Origin of the sequence: Kribbella sandramycini, from assembly GCF_013131805.1 — a bacterium.
In the GTDB taxonomy this organism is placed as follows: domain Bacteria; phylum Actinomycetota; class Actinomycetes; order Propionibacteriales; family Kribbellaceae; genus Kribbella; species Kribbella sandramycini.
On record NZ_JABJRC010000011.1, the window covers coordinates 121,709 to 139,282 of the forward strand.

Genomic DNA, 17,574 nt, shown 5'->3' on the forward strand with positions numbered 1-17,574 from the left:
ATCTCAAACACAGAACATCTACTGCTGGATCAGATCGAAGGCTTGTTGCGGGGAGAGTAGGCCGCCGGCCGCCACTTCCTCGTCGTAGCGTTCCGGCCCCAGCACACCGCGGACCGACTCGACCGCACGCTCCAGGTCGTCAACCTCGGTGGAAGCGATCAGATGTGCCCCTGCAGCCCTGGCCGCGGCTGCCGAGCCCAGGAGCTGCGCAGCGACGCGCTTGTCCGGCAGACAGGCAGCAATGCCTTCCAGCGCCCAGCACATACTGCGGTCCGACTCGTGGGTCACAGCGACCTCGAAAGCCTCGATGTGCAGTTTCAGCGCCGCAGCGGGCTCACCCTTGAGCTGAAGAACGAAGCCCAACTCCTGCAGCACCATCGACAGATAGAGCACTGCCTCAGGCTGCGTCCTGGCTGCGGCGAGCAAAGTACGCAGGCGGCTCTCGGCCTCGACCATGTCGCCGGTACGCCGAGCCGCGAACGCCAGCACGATCTCAGCGAGCGCCTGGAGTGGCCGTTGGCCCTGTTCGACCGCCAGCCGCAGTGCCCGCTCGCCGTGCGCGCGGGCACCCGCGTAGTCGCCCTGGCGGACCTGCGTCCAGCCCAGCATTCCGAGGGCACCGGCCACTTCCGGCCAGAGGCCCAGCTCCTCGCCGATCTGCACGCCCTCGCGATGCAATCGCGCAGCCTCGTCGAAATCGCCCTCAAGCTCTGCAGCCGCACCGAGCCAGGTAGTGGCCTGCAGCATGCCCCAGCGATCGCCTACTGACTTGAAGAGCCGCACACTCTCGGTGGCATCCGCACGCAGCGCCGACAGGTCGGAGCGCACGTGCTGGTGTTGGGCGCGGGCTGTCAACGCCGCTGCGGCTCCCCAGGTGTCACCGTCCGCTTCGAAGCTCTTCAGCGCGCGCTCCAACAGCACATGCGCCGCTGCCAGCTCGCCTGAATCGCTGCTGGTGAAGGCGATCCACCACTGCCCGCGTGCGTCGGCTGTCTCCTGCCAGCGCTCACGCTCGGCAGTCGCGCGCTCATCGGCCTGTAGGTAGAGGAAGCCGGCCTTCCACGCACCTGCCCGCGGCGACTCCGGCACGGCGTCCATGGAGCGCACTGCTTCCGGCGTCCGACCGCGGAGGTACCAGTACCAGGCCAACGCATCGACGAGCCGTTCAGCCAGATCTGACTGTCCGGTGGCCACTGCCCGGTCCAGAGCCGTGCGCAGGTTCGCCGTCTCCGCGTCGAGCTGACGGAGCCAGTGCCCTTGCTCGGCACCGTGCAGCTGTGCGGACTCGGCCAGCGCGAGGTAGTACTCCAGGTGGCGCTGCTGCAAGTCCTCCAGCTCGTCAGCGGCTTTCTGCGTGCAGTACGCCGCGACAGACTCCAGCAGTCGGTACCGCGGACCGTCCGCACTGTGCACTGCCACGACGAGCGACCTGTCGACAAGTCGCACCAGGATGTCGACAACGTCCGCGTCCTGGCAGACGGCCGCAGCGGCGTCCGCCGTACACCCGTCTGCGTGGACAGCGAGGCGGCGCAGAACGACCTGCTCCTCGGGACTGAGCAGCTCCCAGCTCCAGTCGATCATCGCCTGCAGGGTCTGCTGCCGTGGCGCGGCACCGCGATGCCCGGTCGCCAGCAGCCGGAAGCGATCGTCCAGCCGAGTCACCAGACCGCGGATACCCAGCGCACGCACTCTGGTCGCAGCAAGTTCTAGCGCGAGTGGAATGCCGTCGAGCCGTCGGCACAGCACCGACACCTCTGCCGCGTTGTCAGCGGTCAGTACGAAGTCACGAGCAGCGCGCGCCACGAAGAGCTGTACGGCGCTGCTGTGCGCGACATCGTCGTACGCCGATGCGGCAGCCGGCACCTCCAGCGGGGGAACTGTCCACACGACCTCCCCCGCTAGGTTGAGCGGCTCTCGGCTGGTGGCCAGGACGCGCAGCCCCGGAGCGACCGCCAGCAGGCCGTCGGCCAGGTCGGCAACCTCAGCCACCACCTGCTCGCAGTTGTCGAGCACCAACAGCCGTGAACCCATCACTGCGGCTATCCGCTCGACCGAGGTGACCGTTGGGCCGCCGCTGTCACGCAGGTCCAGCGCGGCCTGGACGGCGTCGGTCAGCGAGTCGCGCACGGACAATGCGGCCGGCGTCACCGCGGCCAGCTCGACGAACAGAACGCCGTCCGCGAACCGGTCAGCCACGGCAGCGGCCGTCGCCAGCGCCAGCCGGGTCTTGCCGACTCCGCCTGGCCCGGTGAGGGTTACGAGCCGCGAGGTCGCCAGCTCGGCGTCCAGCGCTCCTACGGCGTCGCTGCGGCCGATGAGCTCCGACAACTGTGCGGGAAGGTTGCTGCGGGCCTGTGGGAGCTCCTGCGCGAGGATCGACTGCTGCAGTGCGACCAGCGGAGGACTCGGGTCTAGACCGAGCTCGTCGAGGAGCTGATTGCGGAGGTCCTCGAAGCTCTCCAGCGCCTCGCTCTGACGCCCGGCGCGATACAGCGCACGCATGTGGGCAGCTCGCAGCCCCTCACGCAGCGGGTGCTCAGCCACCAATGCGGTCAGCTCGTCCACCGAGACGTCAGCACGCTCCAGAACGGTGAGGCGCTGTTCAGTGAGCCTGGCAACCGCGGTCTCCACGAATGCCTCGTCTGCAAAGTCGGCGTACGCCGGACCGCGCCACAGGGCCAGCGCCTCGTCCAGCCGCCCGCTGTCGACCCGGTCCGCGAAGGTGAGCGCGTCGTACGACGTTTTGTCGACTGTGATCGAGTAGCCGGCCGGACCGGAGCAGACGAGCGCGCGGCTGCCCGGCTCGGCGTCCTCGAACGCACGGCGCAGCTGCGAGACCTTGGCCGACAGCGTGCCGGACGGGTTGCCCGGTAGTTGGTCGCCCCAGAGGTCGTCGATCAGCCGGTCCGCAGGGACTGGCCGGCCCTCGTGAGCGAGCAGGTCAGCCAGTAGCGCGCGCACCTTGAGCCCCTGGATGACGACGGGCTCCCCCGCGTCCGTCCAGGCCGTAACCGGTCCCAGCACCCCGAAACGCATGGCCGCACCCTATCTTTCCGGTGCGGTCCACCCGGACCGGAAAGAAACCGTAAACGGTCTCCGGCAGAGTTTGGGTCAACAGGAAGGAGGCAGGAAATGCGACTCGCAGTCATCATCGGCAGCACTCGCCACGGGCGCTTCGGACCGACCGTCGCCCACTGGCTGGCCCAGCAGGCGGCCAAGCAGTTCACAGTCGACCTGATCGACCTCGCCGCCGCTGACCTGCCGAACACACTGCCGGACGCCGACGACGCACTGCCCGCGGAAGTCGCAGAACTGGCTCCGCGGCTCGAAGCGGCCGAGGCGTTCGCAGTGGTCACTCCGGAGCTCAACAGCGGCTATCCGGCCGCGCTGAAGACCGCACTGGACTGGTACTACGAAGAGTGGCACGCCAAGCCGGTCGCAATCGTCAGCTACGGCCGGGAGAGCGGTGGACTGCTCGCCACCGCGCAACTGCGCCAGGTGTTCGCCGAACTGCAGGCGGTCACCATCCGCAACACAGTCACACTCCCCTGCTACTGGGAGCAGTTCACCGCCGACGGTGACTGGCCCCGGCCGGCCGCAGGCTACGAGGCCCAGGCCAAACTCATGCTCGACCAGCTCGTCTGGTGGGCCGAAGCGCTTCGGGATGCGCGCACCAAGCGTCCCTACCGACAGTAGAAAAGGAAAAGACCCATGAGGAAGCTGATCGAGACCACGTTCGTCACGCTGAACGGCGCCATCGACAACCCGCAGAACTGGTCCGGCCCGTACTGGGACGAGGAGCACTTCGGCTACTCCGGCAAGCTGATGGAGGGCACCGACGCCCTGCTGCTCGGCCGCCTCACCTACGAGGGCTTCGCCGAGGCCTGGTCGGCCCGCGATGGCGAGATGGCCGACATGTTCAACAACATCCCGAAGTACGTCGCCAGTCGCACGCTCACCGAGACCACCTGGAACGCCACGCTGCTCGAAGGCGACACCGTCGAGGCCGTCAAGGCGCTGAAGGCCGAGGAAGGCGGCAACCTGCTCAAGTTCGGCACCGGCTCCTTCTCCAAGACCCTGCTGGAGCACAAGCTCGTCGACGAGTACCACTTCTGGGTCTTCCCGGTGCTGGCCGACGGCGAGACCATGTTCGCCGGCGAGGGCCTGGACATCACCCACCTGGAGCTGCTCGGCACCACCACCTTCAAGTCCGGCATCGTCGTCCACAAGCTCGCCCCGAAGGCCTGAGAAACAGCCGGGGAGCGCTCTCCGGGCGATCTCGCCACCGCAGTACGCCGCGGCCCGCACGACACTCGTCGTCCGGGCCGCACTGCGTTGCCCACCGGCCGAACCAGCCCGCGTTGTTACGGCGCGATGTTCTGGTTCAGGTGGAAGAGGTTGCCGGGGTCGTACTTGCGTTTGACCTCGACCAGGCGGTCGTAGTTGCCCTTGTAGTTGTCCTGGACCCGGCCCTGGTCGTCGCCGGCCATGAAGTTCACGTAGCCGCCGGCCTCCGAGTGCGGGGCGATGTCGTCGTAGTACGAGCGCACCCAGTCGACGCCGGCGTCGTTCTGCGCCGGGTCGGGCCACATGCCGGCGATCACGGTGGCGAACTTCGCGTCCCGGTAGGCGAACGCGGTGGCGTCCGGGGTGACGCGGTGACAGGCGCCGTCGATCGGATAGATGTGCACGGTCGAGTTGACCGCAGGGAGGCCCGGCGCGTGCCGCAGGTGCGCCTGGATCGCGTCGTCGGTCAGCTCGGTGACGAAGTTCGCCTTCCAGTAGTGCTGCAGGCCGGCCGGCACGAGACCGTCGAAGGCGGAGTTCAGTGCGGGGTACGGCATCGGGCCGACGTGTTCGGCGACCACCGGCGCGAACTCCCGGAACGCCGAGACAGCGCTCTCTCCGCGTTCTGGATCACCGGCCCAACAAGCGACGATCAGCGCGAAAACCTCGCCCTGCCGGTCCTCCGGAATGAACGGCAGCGGGGGCGCGATCTGGAACGCCGGGAACCCGCCGAGCTCCTCGGGCGCGGCGCCGATCGTGTCCCGGAACCCGGCGAGGACTGCGGCGGCGTCCGACAGCTCGAACAGCATCGGGCCGCCGTACACGGTCGAGACCGGTGCGAGGCGGAACTCCAGCGCAGTCACCACCCCGAAGTTGCCGCCGCCACCGCGCAGCGCCCAGAACAGATCCTCGTGCTCCTTCTCGCTCGCGATCAGGAACTGCCCGTCCGCCGTCACCACGTCGGCCGAGCTCAGGTTGTCGCAGGACAAGCCGAGCCCGCGGGCGAGATAGCCGATCCCGCCGCCGAGTGTGAGTCCGCCGACGCCGGTGGTCGAGATGATGCCGCCGGTCGTCGCCAGCCCGAACGCGTGCGTGGCCGCGTTGAAGTCGCCCCACGTTGCGCCGCCGCCGGCGCGCGCCGTCCGGGTCACCGGGTTCACCCGCACGTTCCGCATCCCGCTCAGGTCGATGACGACACCGTCGTCCACGGTCCCGAACCCCGGCACACTGTGTGAGCCGCCGCGGACCGCAAGCTCGAGAACGTTCTCGCGGGCGTAATCGACCGCGGCCATCACATCCCCGGCGTTCTCACAGCGGACGACGACCGCCGGCCGCCTGTCGTGCATGGCGTTGTAGACCCGGCGCGCCTCGTCGTACCCCTCGTCGCCGGCAGTCCAGATCTGCCCGCGAACGCGCTCTCTCAGTTTCTCCATCGTGCTCATCCGTCTGCTCCCCGGCCGTTCGCCGCTCGCGAAGCGGCGCCGCGCCCCTACGACGACGCGTCACCGCACAGACCGACCGTCACCGGACGCCGCGCGAACAACTCACCCCAGAGAGCGCCTCGACCCCCGGCAGGCAACCGGCCCTCCCCCAGACCCGCCCGCTCCTTCGACCCTCCCCCGCCACCACCAGTTCGTCAATGCCGTAAGGGCGACCGCGGGATTCCACCTGAACCGAATGCTTATACAGACGGGCAGTCAACAGTTGTATCTATGGAGTCCATAAATATAAGGGGAATGCCCGATGCCTGACTTCGCCCAGTCACCGCCCGGCCGGCGGCAAGTGCTCGGCTGGCTCACCGCCGGCACCGTCGCGGCAGGTCTGCCGTTGCTCGATACCCGGACGGCCAACGCGCTGGCCGCGGCGCCGGCCGCGGCGGAAGCCGCGCCGTTGACCGTCTGGCTGCCGTCGCCGGCCGACAAAGTCCGGCGAGATCGGCGGTTCCTCATCGGTTCCGCGCCGACCGCGATCAACCTCGCCGCGGCGCGCAACGAATACGAGTCGGGCCAGTTCATCGTCCGAACCACCAGCGGGACCACCCGGCTCGGGGTCAGCGCAGGCATCTTGACCGGCCCCGGAGGGGCCCAGCTGTCCGAGATCGAGGTCTTCGAGCAGCACTACGTGCAGGTGGACAAGACCTGGCCGGAGAGCCAGCCGAAGTACCTGCCAGGGCCCTGGCCGGATGCCTTGGCGCCGTTGCCGCCGAGCCGCACCGTGCCGGTCGGCTCCGGCAGCAACCAGGGAATCTGGTTCACGGTGCACATCCCGAAGGACCAGCCGGCCGGAACCTACACCGGCACCATCACCTTGACCGGCGGAACCAGCCCGGTGTCGGTCCCGGTGGAGGTTGAGGTCTGGCCGTTCGAGATCCCCGACACCGCCAGTACGGCGACGGCCGCGGCCATCTGGTACCAACAGGTCGCGCGGCACTACGGGCTGACGCACACCGATCCGCGGCATGAGCCGATGATGCGCAAATATTACGAACTACAGAAGAAGTACCGGCTGATTTCCACTGACCCACCAGGGCCGTTCCGCGCCGCACCGGCGCCGAACGGACTCTGGCCAGGACCGGGACACGAACCGGAACCGGCCGAGTTCCTCCGATCGGCCGATCGATACCTGCTCGACCCCAGCGCGGGCCGATTCCGGATCCCGCTGTACGCCACCGGCGACTACACCGTCGGCTTCAGGTTCGACGCGGCCAAGGTCAGGCAGGTTCTCCAGGGACTGCGTGAGCGCGGCATCGTGGACCGGGGCTATTTCTACTGGGCTGACGAGCCGCTCAACGAGACGGCGTATGCGCACGTCAAGAAGTTCTTCGCCGATGTCTCCGCGGTGGCGCCCGACATCGACCACGTGCTGACCCTGACGGACCCGCCGAACCAGGACCTGCTCGACTTCGTCCGGGCCTGGTGCTTCGTGATCACCGTCCCCAAGCCTGAGTTGCCCGGCATCGTCGAGGCGCTGAAGGCCCGCGGCGACACGGTCTGGTGGTACACCGCTTGGCGGCACGCCTATCCGCTGCCGAGTATGTTCCTGGCCGACAGTTCTGTGAGCGCCCGGCTGCTTCCGTGGATCCAGTACAGCCACGGCATCGAGGGCTGGCTGTTCTGGTCGACCACTGTCTTCGGCAAGTGGGAGCACGAGCGCGGGTATGCGCCCAGTGACCGCTGGACCGACCCGTTCCCCCTGCCCGGTGGTGACGCCGGCGACGGCTACCTGATGTATCCCGGCCCTGACGGCCCGGTCCCGTCGATCCGTCTGGACAACCTGCGTGACGGGTTCGAGGACCTCGAATACCTCGCTCTGTACGACCGCAAGTCCGCTGAGCTCGCGGCCGGCTGGGAGCTACCGGTACCGGCGAAGGCGCTGCAGTCGTACCACGACGTGCTCCACACCGGGCCGGCTCCATACCGGGACGATCCGGCGCTGTTCCACCGGATCCGCCGCCAGGTGGGCGCCGAGGTGGCTCAACTCTTCGGCAGTACGCCGGCAGTGGTCCGGATCGAGCGGTCCACCGCACATGGCGTCGTCGTCGAGCTCAGCACCGGTCGCGACAACCCGGTCAGCATCGGTGGAAACAGCAGCCGGCCGGTGCAGACCACGGCGACCGGCGCGCGGCATCGGGTGGTCGTCGACCTTCCCGCCGGCCAGCGGAACCTCACGATCACAGTGGCCGGGTCCACTTTCACGCGGACGCTGGACGTCCGACCGGTCGCGGTACCGCACGACATCCCGATCAACTCGTTCGAAACCCCAACAGATGTGGCCCGCTTGATCACTCAGGAGGCCAGTGCGACCTGGTCCGATCAGCACGCCGGCAACGGACAGCACGCTGCCAAGCTGACCTTCAACACCAACGCTGCCGACCCAGCGCGGTCCGGTGTCTATTTCCACACCGCACGCGAAAACCGTCCGGACCATTCCATCGGGCGTATCGACTGGTCGAAGATCGACGCGGTCGCGTTCGATGCCTACAACGACTCCGACGACGTCGCGGTGATCTACTGCGACTTCCACGACCCGGTGCGGCTCGACGACGGCAACCCGTTCTACCTGTCACCGCGAAAGCAGCAGCGGGTGGTCATACCGCTCGCCGGCCTCGTCAGCGACCTGTCTCGGATCACGTCCATCCATCTGCGGACGCCGAAGCGCAGGACGCCGTTGACGGTGTTCATCGACAATCTGCATTTCCAGCGCAGCCGTACCGACCTCCCGGTACCCGGAACGTGGAGCAGGCAGGACGCCGACCGCAAACTCACGGTCCAGACGGTTCGAGCCGACGGCTCGATCCGCTACCTGCTGCACGACGGCGCAGGTTGGACGGCGACCAGCATCCCAGCCGGCGTCACAGGCACTGTCGCCAGCGCTCTGGACCCGGCCGGGCAGATGAACCTGTTCGCGTTGACCGCGGCCGGCGTCCTCAAGTGGAGCCGGAACGGACAGCAGTTGCTGGTGGACCCGACGCCGACGAACGGACCCAAACAACAGCTGACCGGACGGCTTGCGGCAATCGTGGACGCTACCGGACGGATGACCTACTTCGCCCGATCGGTCGACGGTCACCTGATCCACGGACGACAGCGGACGCCAGGCTCGACCGAGTGGACCGCCGGCTACATCACGGACGGCGGCGGAGCGAAAGTCCGGATCAGCGATGACCCAACGGCCGCGCCGGATGTGTCCGGGAAGCTCACCTACCTGGTCCGCAACCTGGCCGGTCAGCTGTGGCACGGCTGGGAAGGTGCCCCAGGCAACAACCAGTGGAGCGGCGATCTGATCCTGCAGGGCGGTACCGGCGAGGTGGTCCGCTTGGCTGGTCGTCCGGCCATGGCGCAGGATGTTTCCGGCCGCCTGACCTTCCATGCCCGCGGCGCTGCCGGCGCCTACCTCCACGGCTGGCAGTCCGTTCCGGGTGGCGGCCCCTGGCGCTGGGAGCAGCTCCCGTTGGCTGTGACGGTCGACGGGACCGCTGAGACCGTTGCCTTGGCGGGCGATCCCGTCAGCGCCCTGGATGCCTCCGGCAAGCTGGTCACCTTCGTCCACACCACAGACGGCCGCATCTTCCACAACTGGCAACGTCACCCCGGCCACGGGCCCTGGGAGGGCACCGTCATCCGCATCGGGACCACCTACGTCCAGGTCAACGGCGACGGCGCGGTCGGCCAGGACAGCACCGGCGTGCTGCACTACTTCGCACCGACAGCCGCCGGCGCACTGGGACATTGGTATCAGCACGGTCCGGGCGTAGGACCTTGGCACAGTGGGGCGCTGCCGACATGACCCACGCGTGCGGCCAGCTGAATTAGGCCCGTAGCCGCCAAGCCTCGCGTCAGAGGCTGGTGGCTGCGGCCGCCCGCAACGCGTCGGCGACCGCGGTCACGGTCGGCGTCCGGGTCCGCCGGGTCAGCATGAAGACCGTGCGTCCGACCGATCCCTCGGCGGGCAGGCGGACGGCGACGCCCGGCGCGCCGTGCGCGAGCACGAGATCGGGGAGCAGCGCGGCGGCGCCGTTGCGGCGAACCAGCTCGAACAGGATCAGGAAATCGTCCGAGCTGTAGCGCAGATCGGGCTCGAAGCCGCCCAGCTCGCGACAAACCCGGACCTGCATCTCGCGATGTCCCGTCCCAGGCTGACAGCACGCCCAAGCCACGTCGCCGAGCCGGGCGATCTGGACCCGCTCGGCGCCGGCTTCGGGATGGTCGAGCGGGAGGACGACGCGGATCTGCTCGCGCAGGAGGTGCTCGCGCAGCAGGTCGGCATGGACGGCACGGGGCTGACCGTCGTATTCGTCGCCGACCATCACGTCGAGCTGTTGAAGCCGGAGGGCAGGGGCAGCCTGCTCGACCTCGGCCTCCGCCGCCTCGACCCGGATGTCGGGGTGCGTCGCAGCGAGCGCGCGGATCGCCGGCGCGACGATGCTCAGGAACGCGGACTGGAAGGCCGCGACCCGGACGACGCCCGCCAACCGGCCCGCAGCCACGGTCGCCAGCTCGGCTTCGGCGGCCTCGACTCCCGCCAGCAGCGTCGAGGCGTGGCGCACCAGGACCTCCCCGGCTGCGGTCAGCCGGATGTTGCGGCCGACGCGCTCGAACAACGGCGTACCGGCTTCGCGTTCGAGGACGGACAACTGCTGCGAGATCGCGCTGGGCGTGTAGCCGAGCGCCCGCGCGGCGCTGTGGATCGTGCCGCGGTCGTGGACTTCACGCAGGAGCCGGAGCCGGTGCAGGTCGAGCATTTGTTCAGAATAGCTACACAGTTTCATCCAAGAAGCCGTGATGGACGTGAACAATTCGCCGGCCGCACGATCTATCCCGTGGGCGCCCTCTTCTGTCTTCTTTCCGCTGCCGCGTTCGGAGCGATGGCTGTGTTCGGCAAGTTGTCGTACGACGCCGATGTCTCGGTCGAGACCCTGCTGCTGGTCCGCTTCGGGATGGCCGGTGTCGTGTTGCTGTGCTTCGCGCTGGCGCGTGGCGCATTGCGCGGTCTGCCGCGCCGGTCCGTGCTGATCGGGCTGGGTATGGGCGTGTTCGGCTACGCGGCCCAGGCCGGTCTCTACTTCTCCGCGCTGACCAGGATCGATGCGTCTTTGGTCGCGCTGATCCTCTATCTCTACCCGGTCCTGGTGATGGCCGGTGCGATCCTGCTCGGCCGAGAGAGCGCTTCCCGGCGGCGTTCGTGGGCGTTGGGGATTGCACTGGCCGGGATCGGCCTCGTGCTGAGCGGCGCGGCCACCGGCCGGTTCGACCTCCTCGGCGGGCTGCTCGCGCTCGGCGCCGCGCTGGTCTACACGTGTTACATCCTGGTCGGCGACCGGGCCGGCGTCCCGCCGCTGGCGCTGTCGGCGCTGGTCTGCGTCGGCGCATTCGGGACGTTCCTGGTCGGCGAGCTGTTCCGCGGCGGCCCGGCGCTGGACTTCGCACCCCGGGGCTGGATCTGGCTGACCGCGCTCTCACTGATCAGTACGGTCGTCGCGATCCTCTGGTTCTTCGCCGGGATGGCCCGCGTCGGGCCTTCGGTCGCCTCGATCCTGTCGATCTTCGAGCCGGTGGTCACGGTCGCCTCCGCGGCGCTCGTCTTCGGCGAGCAACTGTCCCCGGTGCAGTGGGCGGGCGGCATCCTCGTGCTCTCCGCGGTCGTGATCGTGCAGTGGCCGGCCCAACGGAAGGTCCGGCCGCGAATCGTTGCCAGAACTTTCGACCGGGTCGGCTGACCGGCGCGGCAGACTGGACCGCATGGAACGGCGGACGGCGTTGGCGACACTCGGTGCGCTCGTGGTGGCGGCCGCCACTGGTTGCAGTAGCGACGACGCGGCATCCCCTCCGACCACCTCAGGCCCGACGAGTCCCACGCCGTCCGCCGATCCGACGCCGAGCGGCCCGACGTCCGCAACGCCGTCCGCAACGCCATCTGACAGCCCGACGGGAACGCCGTCGAGAACGCCGGAGAGCGCTCACCCGGTTTCTCTCCCGGCGCTGATGGCGAAGAAGTACGCCGGCGGCGAGCTACGGCTCGGCCGGGTGCTCGCGCGCAACCCGGCGTACACCCGGTACCACGTGGCCTACCCGAGCGGTTCGCTCACGATCTCCGGGATCCTCAACGTCCCCAGCACCCCCGGCCCGCATCCGGCGCTCGTCCTCAACCACGGCTATATCGACCCGGCCGTCTACACCAACGGCCGCGGCCTCGCCCGCGAACAGGACTACCTCGCCCGCCGCGGCTACGTCGTCCTGCACACTGACTACCGCAACCACGCCCAGTCCTCCAAGGACCCGCGCTCCGAGCTCAACCTCCGCCTCGGCTACACCGAGGACGTCCTGAACGCCGTCCACTCACTGCGCACCTCGCAGTACGTCGACCCCGACCGGATCGGCATGCTCGGCCGCTCGATGGGCGGCGGCATCACCCTGAACGCCCTCGTCACCCAACCAGGCCTGGTGAAAGCCGGCATCATCTTCGCCTCGGTCAGCTCCAACACCGTCGACAACTTCAACCGCTGGACCCGCCCCGACCGCCCCGAAGCCGCCGCCATCCTCCGCGCCTACGGCGAACCCGCCCGCAACCCCGCCTTCTGGCGCAACGTCTCCCCCATCACCTTCTTCGACCGCATCACCGAGCCCGTCCTCATCCACCACGGCGAATCCGACTCCACCTGCCCGATCGCCTGGTCCCGCACCACCCACACCACCCTCCAGAACGCCGGCAAGAAATCCACCCTCCACACCTACCCCGGCGAAGAACACGCCTTCGCCGCCGCCTGGCCCACCTCCATGGCCCGCACCGTCACCTTCCTCAAACAACACGGCCTATAAATCCTCACGGCCTGTAGATCCTCAGCTGATCGCGCGGAGGTAGCGCTCTCCCAGGGTTTTGAGGTGGTGGACGAGGGCGGGTGGGGTGTCAACGTGGAAGTCGAAGCCGAGCATGCCGATGTAGACGGCGATGAGTTCGAGGGAGTCGGCGCCGGTGACGAGGATGCAGGTGCGGTCGTCGACGGGTTCGACGACGCCGACGGCGGCGTGGATGCGGCTCAGGACTTCGTCGGCGGGGGCCTGGATGGTGATCCGGGCGTGGACTTTCCAGCCGGTGGAGGCGACGTCGCGGAGGACGAAGTCGATGTAGTCGGCGGCCGCCATCGGGCGCGGCTGGAAGCGCCTGCCGGTTGCCATCCGCAACAACATCCAGTCGGCGCGGTAGGTGCGCCAGTCGCCGGTCTCGGTGCGGGCGACGACGTACCAGAAGCCGTGCCAGCTCACCAGGCGGTAGGGCTCGACGAGGATCGGCAGGTCGGCGGTGCGGCCGGAGCCGGCGTCACGGGAGAGCGCTCCCTCGGGGATCTCGTACTCGAAGCGCAGGTAGTGCTCGTCGCGGATGCAGGCCGCGATCGTGCTCAGCAGGGCCGGGTCGACCTGTGGGGTCTCGACGTTCGAGCCGGTGTCGTCGGGGCCTTTCGAGAGCGCGCCGTGGACGGCGTTCACCTGGCGCTGGAGGCGGTGCGGGAGGACCTGCTCCAGCTTGGTCAGGGCACGCGCACTGCTCTCCTCCATCCCGGCCAGCCCCGCGCCGGTCCGCAGGCCGATCGCGACCGCGACCGCCTCCTCGTCGTCCAGCAGCAGTGGCGGGAGCTTCGCGCCGACGCCGAGTTTGTAATGCCCGGCCGGGCCCCGCGCGGCGTCCACCGGGTAGCCGAGCTCACGCAGCCGTTCGATGTCGTTGCGGATCGTGCGGGTACTGACGTCGAGCCGCTCGGCCAGCTCGGTTCCGGTCCAGGCCGGGCGGGTCTGCAGGAGCGCTAGCAAGGAAAGTAAGCGTGACGACGTCTCGAGCAACGAAAAACGCCTCCAGAATTCGTTGGTAATTAGGAAGCTGATGTTCCTATACCGATCCTACGCTGAAGCCATGACCACGAACGAGAACATCCGCAGCTTCACCGTCAACATCGCCCAGGCCGACCTGGACGACCTGCAGGCCCGCCTCGAGCGGACCCGCCTGCCCGAGCCGGCCCCCGGCGACAACTGGGACCTCGGCACCCCGAACCACTACCTGCGCGAGACCGTCGACCACTGGAAGGGTGAGTTCGACTGGCGGGCGCAGGAGGCGCGGATGAACGAGTTCCCGCACTACCTGACCGAGATCGACGGCCAGACCGTCCACTTCCTGCACGTCCCGTCCAAGGTCGAGGGCGCGACTCCGCTGCTGCTCGCGCACACCTACCCCGGCTCGTTCGTCGACTTCCTCGACATGATCGGCCCGCTCACCGACCCGGAGGCGTACGGCGGCTCCGCCGAGGACGCGTTCTCGGTCGTCGTCCCCTCCATCCCCGGGTTCGGCTTCAGCACCCCGCTGGTCGACCGCGGCTGGACGATGGCCCGGGTCGCGACGACCTTCGACACCCTGATGCGGCGGCTGGGCTACGCGTCGTACGGCGTCCACGGCTCCGACGGCGGCGCGATGATCGCCCGCGAGCTCGGCGTCCTGAACCCTGAGGGCTTCCTCGGGCTGCACGTGCTGCAGCTGTTCTCGTTCCCGTCCGGCGACCCGGCCGAGTTCGAGAAGTTCGGCCCGGAGGACTACGCCGCGCTGGAGCACATGAAGTGGTTCCAGTCGGTCGGCGGGTACAACGCGATCAACGCGAGCCGTCCGCAGACCGTTGCCGTTGGCATCTCCGACTCCCCGGTCGGCCAGCTCGCCTGGAACGAGCTGTTCAACAGCTTCGGCAACGGCACCAGCCTGGTCTCCCGCGACCAGATCCTGACCGAGGTCTCGCTGTACTGGTTCACCAACACCTCGGCCGCCGCCGGCCGCTACCACTACGAGGAGGCGCACTCCGGCGCCGAGCCGCAGCTCAACCACGCCCCGACCGGCGTCGCCGTCTTCGCCGACGACTTCAAGACCATCCGCTCGCTGGCCGACCGCGACAACACCAACATCGTGCACTGGTCGAACTTCGAGAAGGGCGGCCACTTCGCCTCCCTGGAGCGTCCCGAGGACGTGACCGCCGACCTGCGCGCCTTCTTCCGCAACCTCTGAAGAGCCGCCGCGCCACGGCGGACGGCGACCTTCGCCGCCGCCACCTGGTAACGACCGAGGCAGCCCGGAGCGCTCAGCGCTCCGGGCCCTCTAGCGTTTCAGCCCGATGACGCCGATCGCCCGCGAGCCCGCGCTGTCCAGGACGACGATGCCGTCCTGGTAATAGCCGGTGGCGTAGAGCCGCCGGCCGTCCGCACCGACGGCGAGACCGATCGTGAGCCCCAGCGCGTCATCGGTCAGCGACCGCACCACCGCGCGACTCCCGACGTCGACCACAAGCAGCTCATCATCTTGTTTCGCCCGGCTCGCGACGTACAGATACTTGCCATCCGCAACCCCGAACGCGGATTCGTTCGGTAACTCGACCGGCGTCGGGCGCGACGTCTCGACCTTCGTGTTGATGACGGCGTACGACGACGCCCCGATCACGTAGAGCGCTCCCTCCGGCCCCGGCGCCAGATCCCGCGGTTTCGCGCCGACCTTGATCGGGCTACGCGCCGGTTGGCGCGTCGCGGTATCGATCACCGACACCGTGCCGGCGTCCTGGTTGGCGACGTACAGGCGCTCGCCGTTGGCATCAACGGCGATGTCGCCCGGGTTCGGCCCGCTGGCCAACGGACCGCCGACGGTACGCCGCTCAGCGGTGTCGATCTCGGTGATCGTCTCCGCCTTGGCACTGAGCACGTAAAGGCGTTGTCTCGCTGGGCTCAGCGCCAGCTCGATCGGCTCCGGCGCCACCGGGATCGGCGTATCGACAGCCGTCCAGGTTGCGACGTCGATGACAGAGATCGTGTCTGCTTCGGCGTTCGCGACGTAGAGCGTCGCGCCATCAGGTGTCAGGAGGAGTCGCACCGGACGGTCGCCGACGGGGACGGCCGTGCCGACCTGCTCGCGGGTCGTCGTGTCGATCTTCAAGACCCGATCGTTGCTGATATCGGCCACGTAGAGCGTGCGGTCGTCAGAGCTCAGCGCGATCGCGGCCGCGATCGGCGCCCTCGGCGCAGCCGGTACGACGGCGAACGCGACGCCACCGAGGACGGCGGGAGTCAACAACCCAGCCGTCACCAGCCGCCCGATCGGTACGCCGGACCGTCGCGGCCGCGCGATCGTCAGAACGCCGATCAGCAGCCAGACCGCGAGCAGCGCCCAGACGATCGGCTGCTCGACGGCGAAGAGTCCTGACCAGACGGCGAACCCGCCGACCACCGAGCCGGCGGTGACCGCTCGGCCGAAGTCGAGCAGCGGCGCGATCAGCGCGAACTCGGCCGCGATCAGGCCGAGAACCGCGGTCGAGGTGAGATGCGGTATGGCGTCGAACCCGCTCGGGCTACGGTATTGGTCGACTACCAGGAAGAGAACAAGCAGGGCTGCAAGCACGGCTGGGATCAGTTGGCCGCGTTGCACGCCCGGCATTGTGGGCCGCCGTTTGGGCAGGCTGATGACGATCGCCGCCAGCCAGGCGAGATGGGCTGCGATCATCAGGACGTCAGGCGCAGCGATCGCCGTACTCAGGACGGCCGGTGGCAGCAGGCCCGAGATGAACGCGCGACCGCGGAACGACAGCGCGAAGGCGGAGCTGACAACGACTGCCAGCGCGATCGAGTACGGCGTTATGCGGAGGACGGCGGCGGTGATCGCGAGCCCCGCGGCGACGAGCAGCAATGCGGAGACCCACCAGTTTGCGGCGGCGGCGTGGAGGCCGGCTGCTGTGCCGCGAAGGAGGCCCAGGCGGTGGCGCCAGCGTCGGCTGCTTGCCCGCGCGGCCGCGCCGAAGGTCGGGCCGGTGGGACGGCGTACCGGCTCGATCGGCTCCGGCCGCGCTGGACGGTCCAGGTACGACTGGGCCATTGCCGCGACGGCTCGGCTGTCGTCGGTCAGCAACTCCTCGAGTTTGGCGCGCGTCGACCGCCGTACCTGCGTATTGGTTGCCTCAAGCCACTTTCCCAGCTGCGCGAATGCTGCCTCGCGACGCAGCGGCTGCCGCAGGTCGGCGTCGATCGAGGCCGGGAACGACCAGTGCGAGTTGCCGGCGATGACCGTGCGTCCCTCGGTCTCCGCGATCTGTTTGGGCCGCTGGCCCGGCTGCTCGGCAACGACTTTCTCGTACACATAGCGATAGAGCTCGTCGACCGTGATGTCGCCGTCGTAGTCGAGGTCGGCGGCGCCGCTTCGCAGCCCCTCCACCACATGCCGGGTGAAGACCGACTGCGCGGCTTGCCCATGGACCTGCGCGCCCTCGAACGCGTACTGCGTCGCCTCGGTCGCAGTCAGCACGATGCGGCCGCGACCACCGAGCGCGGCCTTGGTGTCAACCGTCGTGTCCGCCTTGGCGAACCGCTGGACGGCGTACGCGCCGCCGTAACAACAATCGAGGATCAGGACCTTCTGCCGCGCGACGCTCTCGTCGACCGCCTCGTCGATGATGCGCGCGGGCAGGCTGGTGAAGCGCAGCCGCTCGCGATTGGTGTTCTTGGTCGCGAGATACAGCCGGCCGTTGTCGTCCTTCAGGCCGTGGCCGCTGAAATACAGCAGGGTCAGATCGTCTCGCTCGGCCGACTCGTAGAACTCGCCGATCGCCTCACCGACCCGGCTCGACGACTCGTTGATCAAGACCTGTACGTCGTACCCCGCGACGGCCGGATCACGCAGCACCTCGGCCAGCGCCTCGGCATCCTGCGCGGGCGATACCAACTGCCGCAGCCCGCCGTCGTCGTACTCATAAGTTGCCACGAGCAACGCACGTCGCCGGCCCAT

11 protein-coding genes are annotated in these 17,574 nt (G+C 68.6%); 6 read left to right on the top strand and 5 right to left on the bottom strand.

Going from position 1 to position 17,574, the window contains the following annotated elements; genetic code table 11:
* Positions 1–18: 18 nt before the first annotated feature.
* Positions 19–3,036, bottom strand: a complete 3,018-nt coding sequence (locus HPO96_RS34050; RefSeq protein WP_171678550.1) for an AfsR/SARP family transcriptional regulator — start codon at positions 3,034–3,036, stop codon at positions 19–21.
* Positions 3,037–3,132: 96 nt separating this feature from the next.
* Between HPO96_RS34050 and HPO96_RS34055 the strand changes: the two genes are divergently transcribed.
* Both HPO96_RS34055 and HPO96_RS34060 read left to right on the top strand, forming a co-directional pair.
* Positions 3,133–3,696 (top strand): NADPH-dependent FMN reductase, encoded by a 564-nt coding sequence (locus tag HPO96_RS34055; RefSeq protein WP_171678551.1) that lies wholly within the window; start codon positions 3,133–3,135, stop codon positions 3,694–3,696.
* Between the two features lie 15 nt (positions 3,697–3,711).
* Positions 3,712–4,248 carry a dihydrofolate reductase family protein gene (locus HPO96_RS34060; RefSeq protein WP_171678552.1) on the top strand — a complete coding sequence of 179 codons (537 nt, stop codon included), beginning with the start codon at positions 3,712–3,714 and terminating at the stop codon, positions 4,246–4,248.
* 116 nt (positions 4,249–4,364) lie between these two features.
* On the opposite strand, the gene HPO96_RS34065 is transcribed toward HPO96_RS34060, so the two are convergent.
* Positions 4,365–5,720 carry an FAD-binding oxidoreductase gene (locus tag HPO96_RS34065; protein ID WP_238355804.1) on the bottom strand — a complete coding sequence of 452 codons (1,356 nt, stop codon included), beginning with the start codon at positions 5,718–5,720 and terminating at the stop codon, positions 4,365–4,367.
* A 310-nt stretch (positions 5,721–6,030) separates the two neighbouring features.
* Here HPO96_RS34065 and HPO96_RS34070 point away from each other — a divergent pair, with 310 nt between their 5' ends.
* A complete protein-coding gene (locus HPO96_RS34070) occupies positions 6,031–9,573 on the top strand; it encodes a DUF8189 domain-containing protein (RefSeq protein WP_171678554.1) in 3,543 nt (1,180 codons plus the stop codon).
* Positions 9,574–9,622: 49 nt separating this feature from the next.
* Here the strand turns inward: HPO96_RS34070 and HPO96_RS34075 are convergent, their stop codons facing one another.
* Positions 9,623–10,528, bottom strand: coding sequence for a LysR family transcriptional regulator (locus tag HPO96_RS34075; protein ID WP_171678555.1), 906 nt, complete (start codon positions 10,526–10,528; stop codon positions 9,623–9,625).
* A 78-nt stretch (positions 10,529–10,606) separates the two neighbouring features.
* Here HPO96_RS34075 and HPO96_RS34080 point away from each other — a divergent pair, with 78 nt between their 5' ends.
* Together HPO96_RS34080 and HPO96_RS34085 are read left to right on the top strand one after the other, a co-directional pair.
* Positions 10,607–11,503: an EamA family transporter gene (locus HPO96_RS34080; protein WP_171678556.1), complete on the top strand. Its 897-nt coding sequence runs from the start codon at positions 10,607–10,609 to the stop codon at positions 11,501–11,503.
* Between the two features lie 265 nt (positions 11,504–11,768).
* Positions 11,769–12,602: an alpha/beta hydrolase family protein gene (locus HPO96_RS34085; protein ID WP_171678557.1), complete on the top strand. Its 834-nt coding sequence runs from the start codon at positions 11,769–11,771 to the stop codon at positions 12,600–12,602.
* A gap of 21 nt (positions 12,603–12,623) precedes the next feature.
* On the opposite strand, the gene HPO96_RS34090 is transcribed toward HPO96_RS34085, so the two are convergent.
* On the bottom strand, positions 12,624–13,619 hold the full coding sequence (locus HPO96_RS34090) for a helix-turn-helix transcriptional regulator (RefSeq protein WP_171678559.1): 996 nt from the start codon (positions 13,617–13,619) through the stop codon (positions 12,624–12,626).
* Between the two features lie 70 nt (positions 13,620–13,689).
* On the opposite strand from HPO96_RS34090, the gene HPO96_RS34095 reads away from it, so the two are divergent.
* Positions 13,690–14,820, top strand: a complete 1,131-nt coding sequence (locus HPO96_RS34095) for an epoxide hydrolase family protein (RefSeq protein WP_171678560.1) — start codon at positions 13,690–13,692, stop codon at positions 14,818–14,820.
* Between the two features lie 90 nt (positions 14,821–14,910).
* Here the strand turns inward: HPO96_RS34095 and HPO96_RS34100 are convergent, their stop codons facing one another.
* Positions 14,911–17,574 carry a caspase, EACC1-associated type gene (locus HPO96_RS34100; protein ID WP_238355805.1) on the bottom strand — a complete coding sequence of 888 codons (2,664 nt, stop codon included), beginning with the start codon at positions 17,572–17,574 and terminating at the stop codon, positions 14,911–14,913.

What these genes read in the sequence shown, in the direction of transcription:
- HPO96_RS34060 (WP_171678552.1), top strand. Translation starts at nt 3,712, where the DNA reads ATGAGGAAGCTGATCGAGACCACGTTCGTCACGCTGAACGGCGCCATC.
- HPO96_RS34100 (WP_238355805.1), bottom strand. Translation starts at nt 17,574, where the DNA reads ATGGGCCGGCGACGTGCGTTGCTCGTGGCAACTTATGAGTACGACGAC.
- HPO96_RS34075 (WP_171678555.1), bottom strand. Translation starts at nt 10,528, where the DNA reads ATGCTCGACCTGCACCGGCTCCGGCTCCTGCGTGAAGTCCACGACCGC.
- HPO96_RS34085 (WP_171678557.1), top strand. Translation starts at nt 11,769, where the DNA reads ATGGCGAAGAAGTACGCCGGCGGCGAGCTACGGCTCGGCCGGGTGCTC.
- HPO96_RS34065 (WP_238355804.1), bottom strand. Translation starts at nt 5,720, where the DNA reads ATGGAGAAACTGAGAGAGCGCGTTCGCGGGCAGATCTGGACTGCCGGC.
- HPO96_RS34095 (WP_171678560.1), top strand. Translation starts at nt 13,690, where the DNA reads ATGACCACGAACGAGAACATCCGCAGCTTCACCGTCAACATCGCCCAG.
- HPO96_RS34050 (WP_171678550.1), bottom strand. Translation starts at nt 3,036, where the DNA reads ATGCGTTTCGGGGTGCTGGGACCGGTTACGGCCTGGACGGACGCGGGG.
- HPO96_RS34055 (WP_171678551.1), top strand. Translation starts at nt 3,133, where the DNA reads ATGCGACTCGCAGTCATCATCGGCAGCACTCGCCACGGGCGCTTCGGA.
- HPO96_RS34070 (WP_171678554.1), top strand. Translation starts at nt 6,031, where the DNA reads ATGCCTGACTTCGCCCAGTCACCGCCCGGCCGGCGGCAAGTGCTCGGC.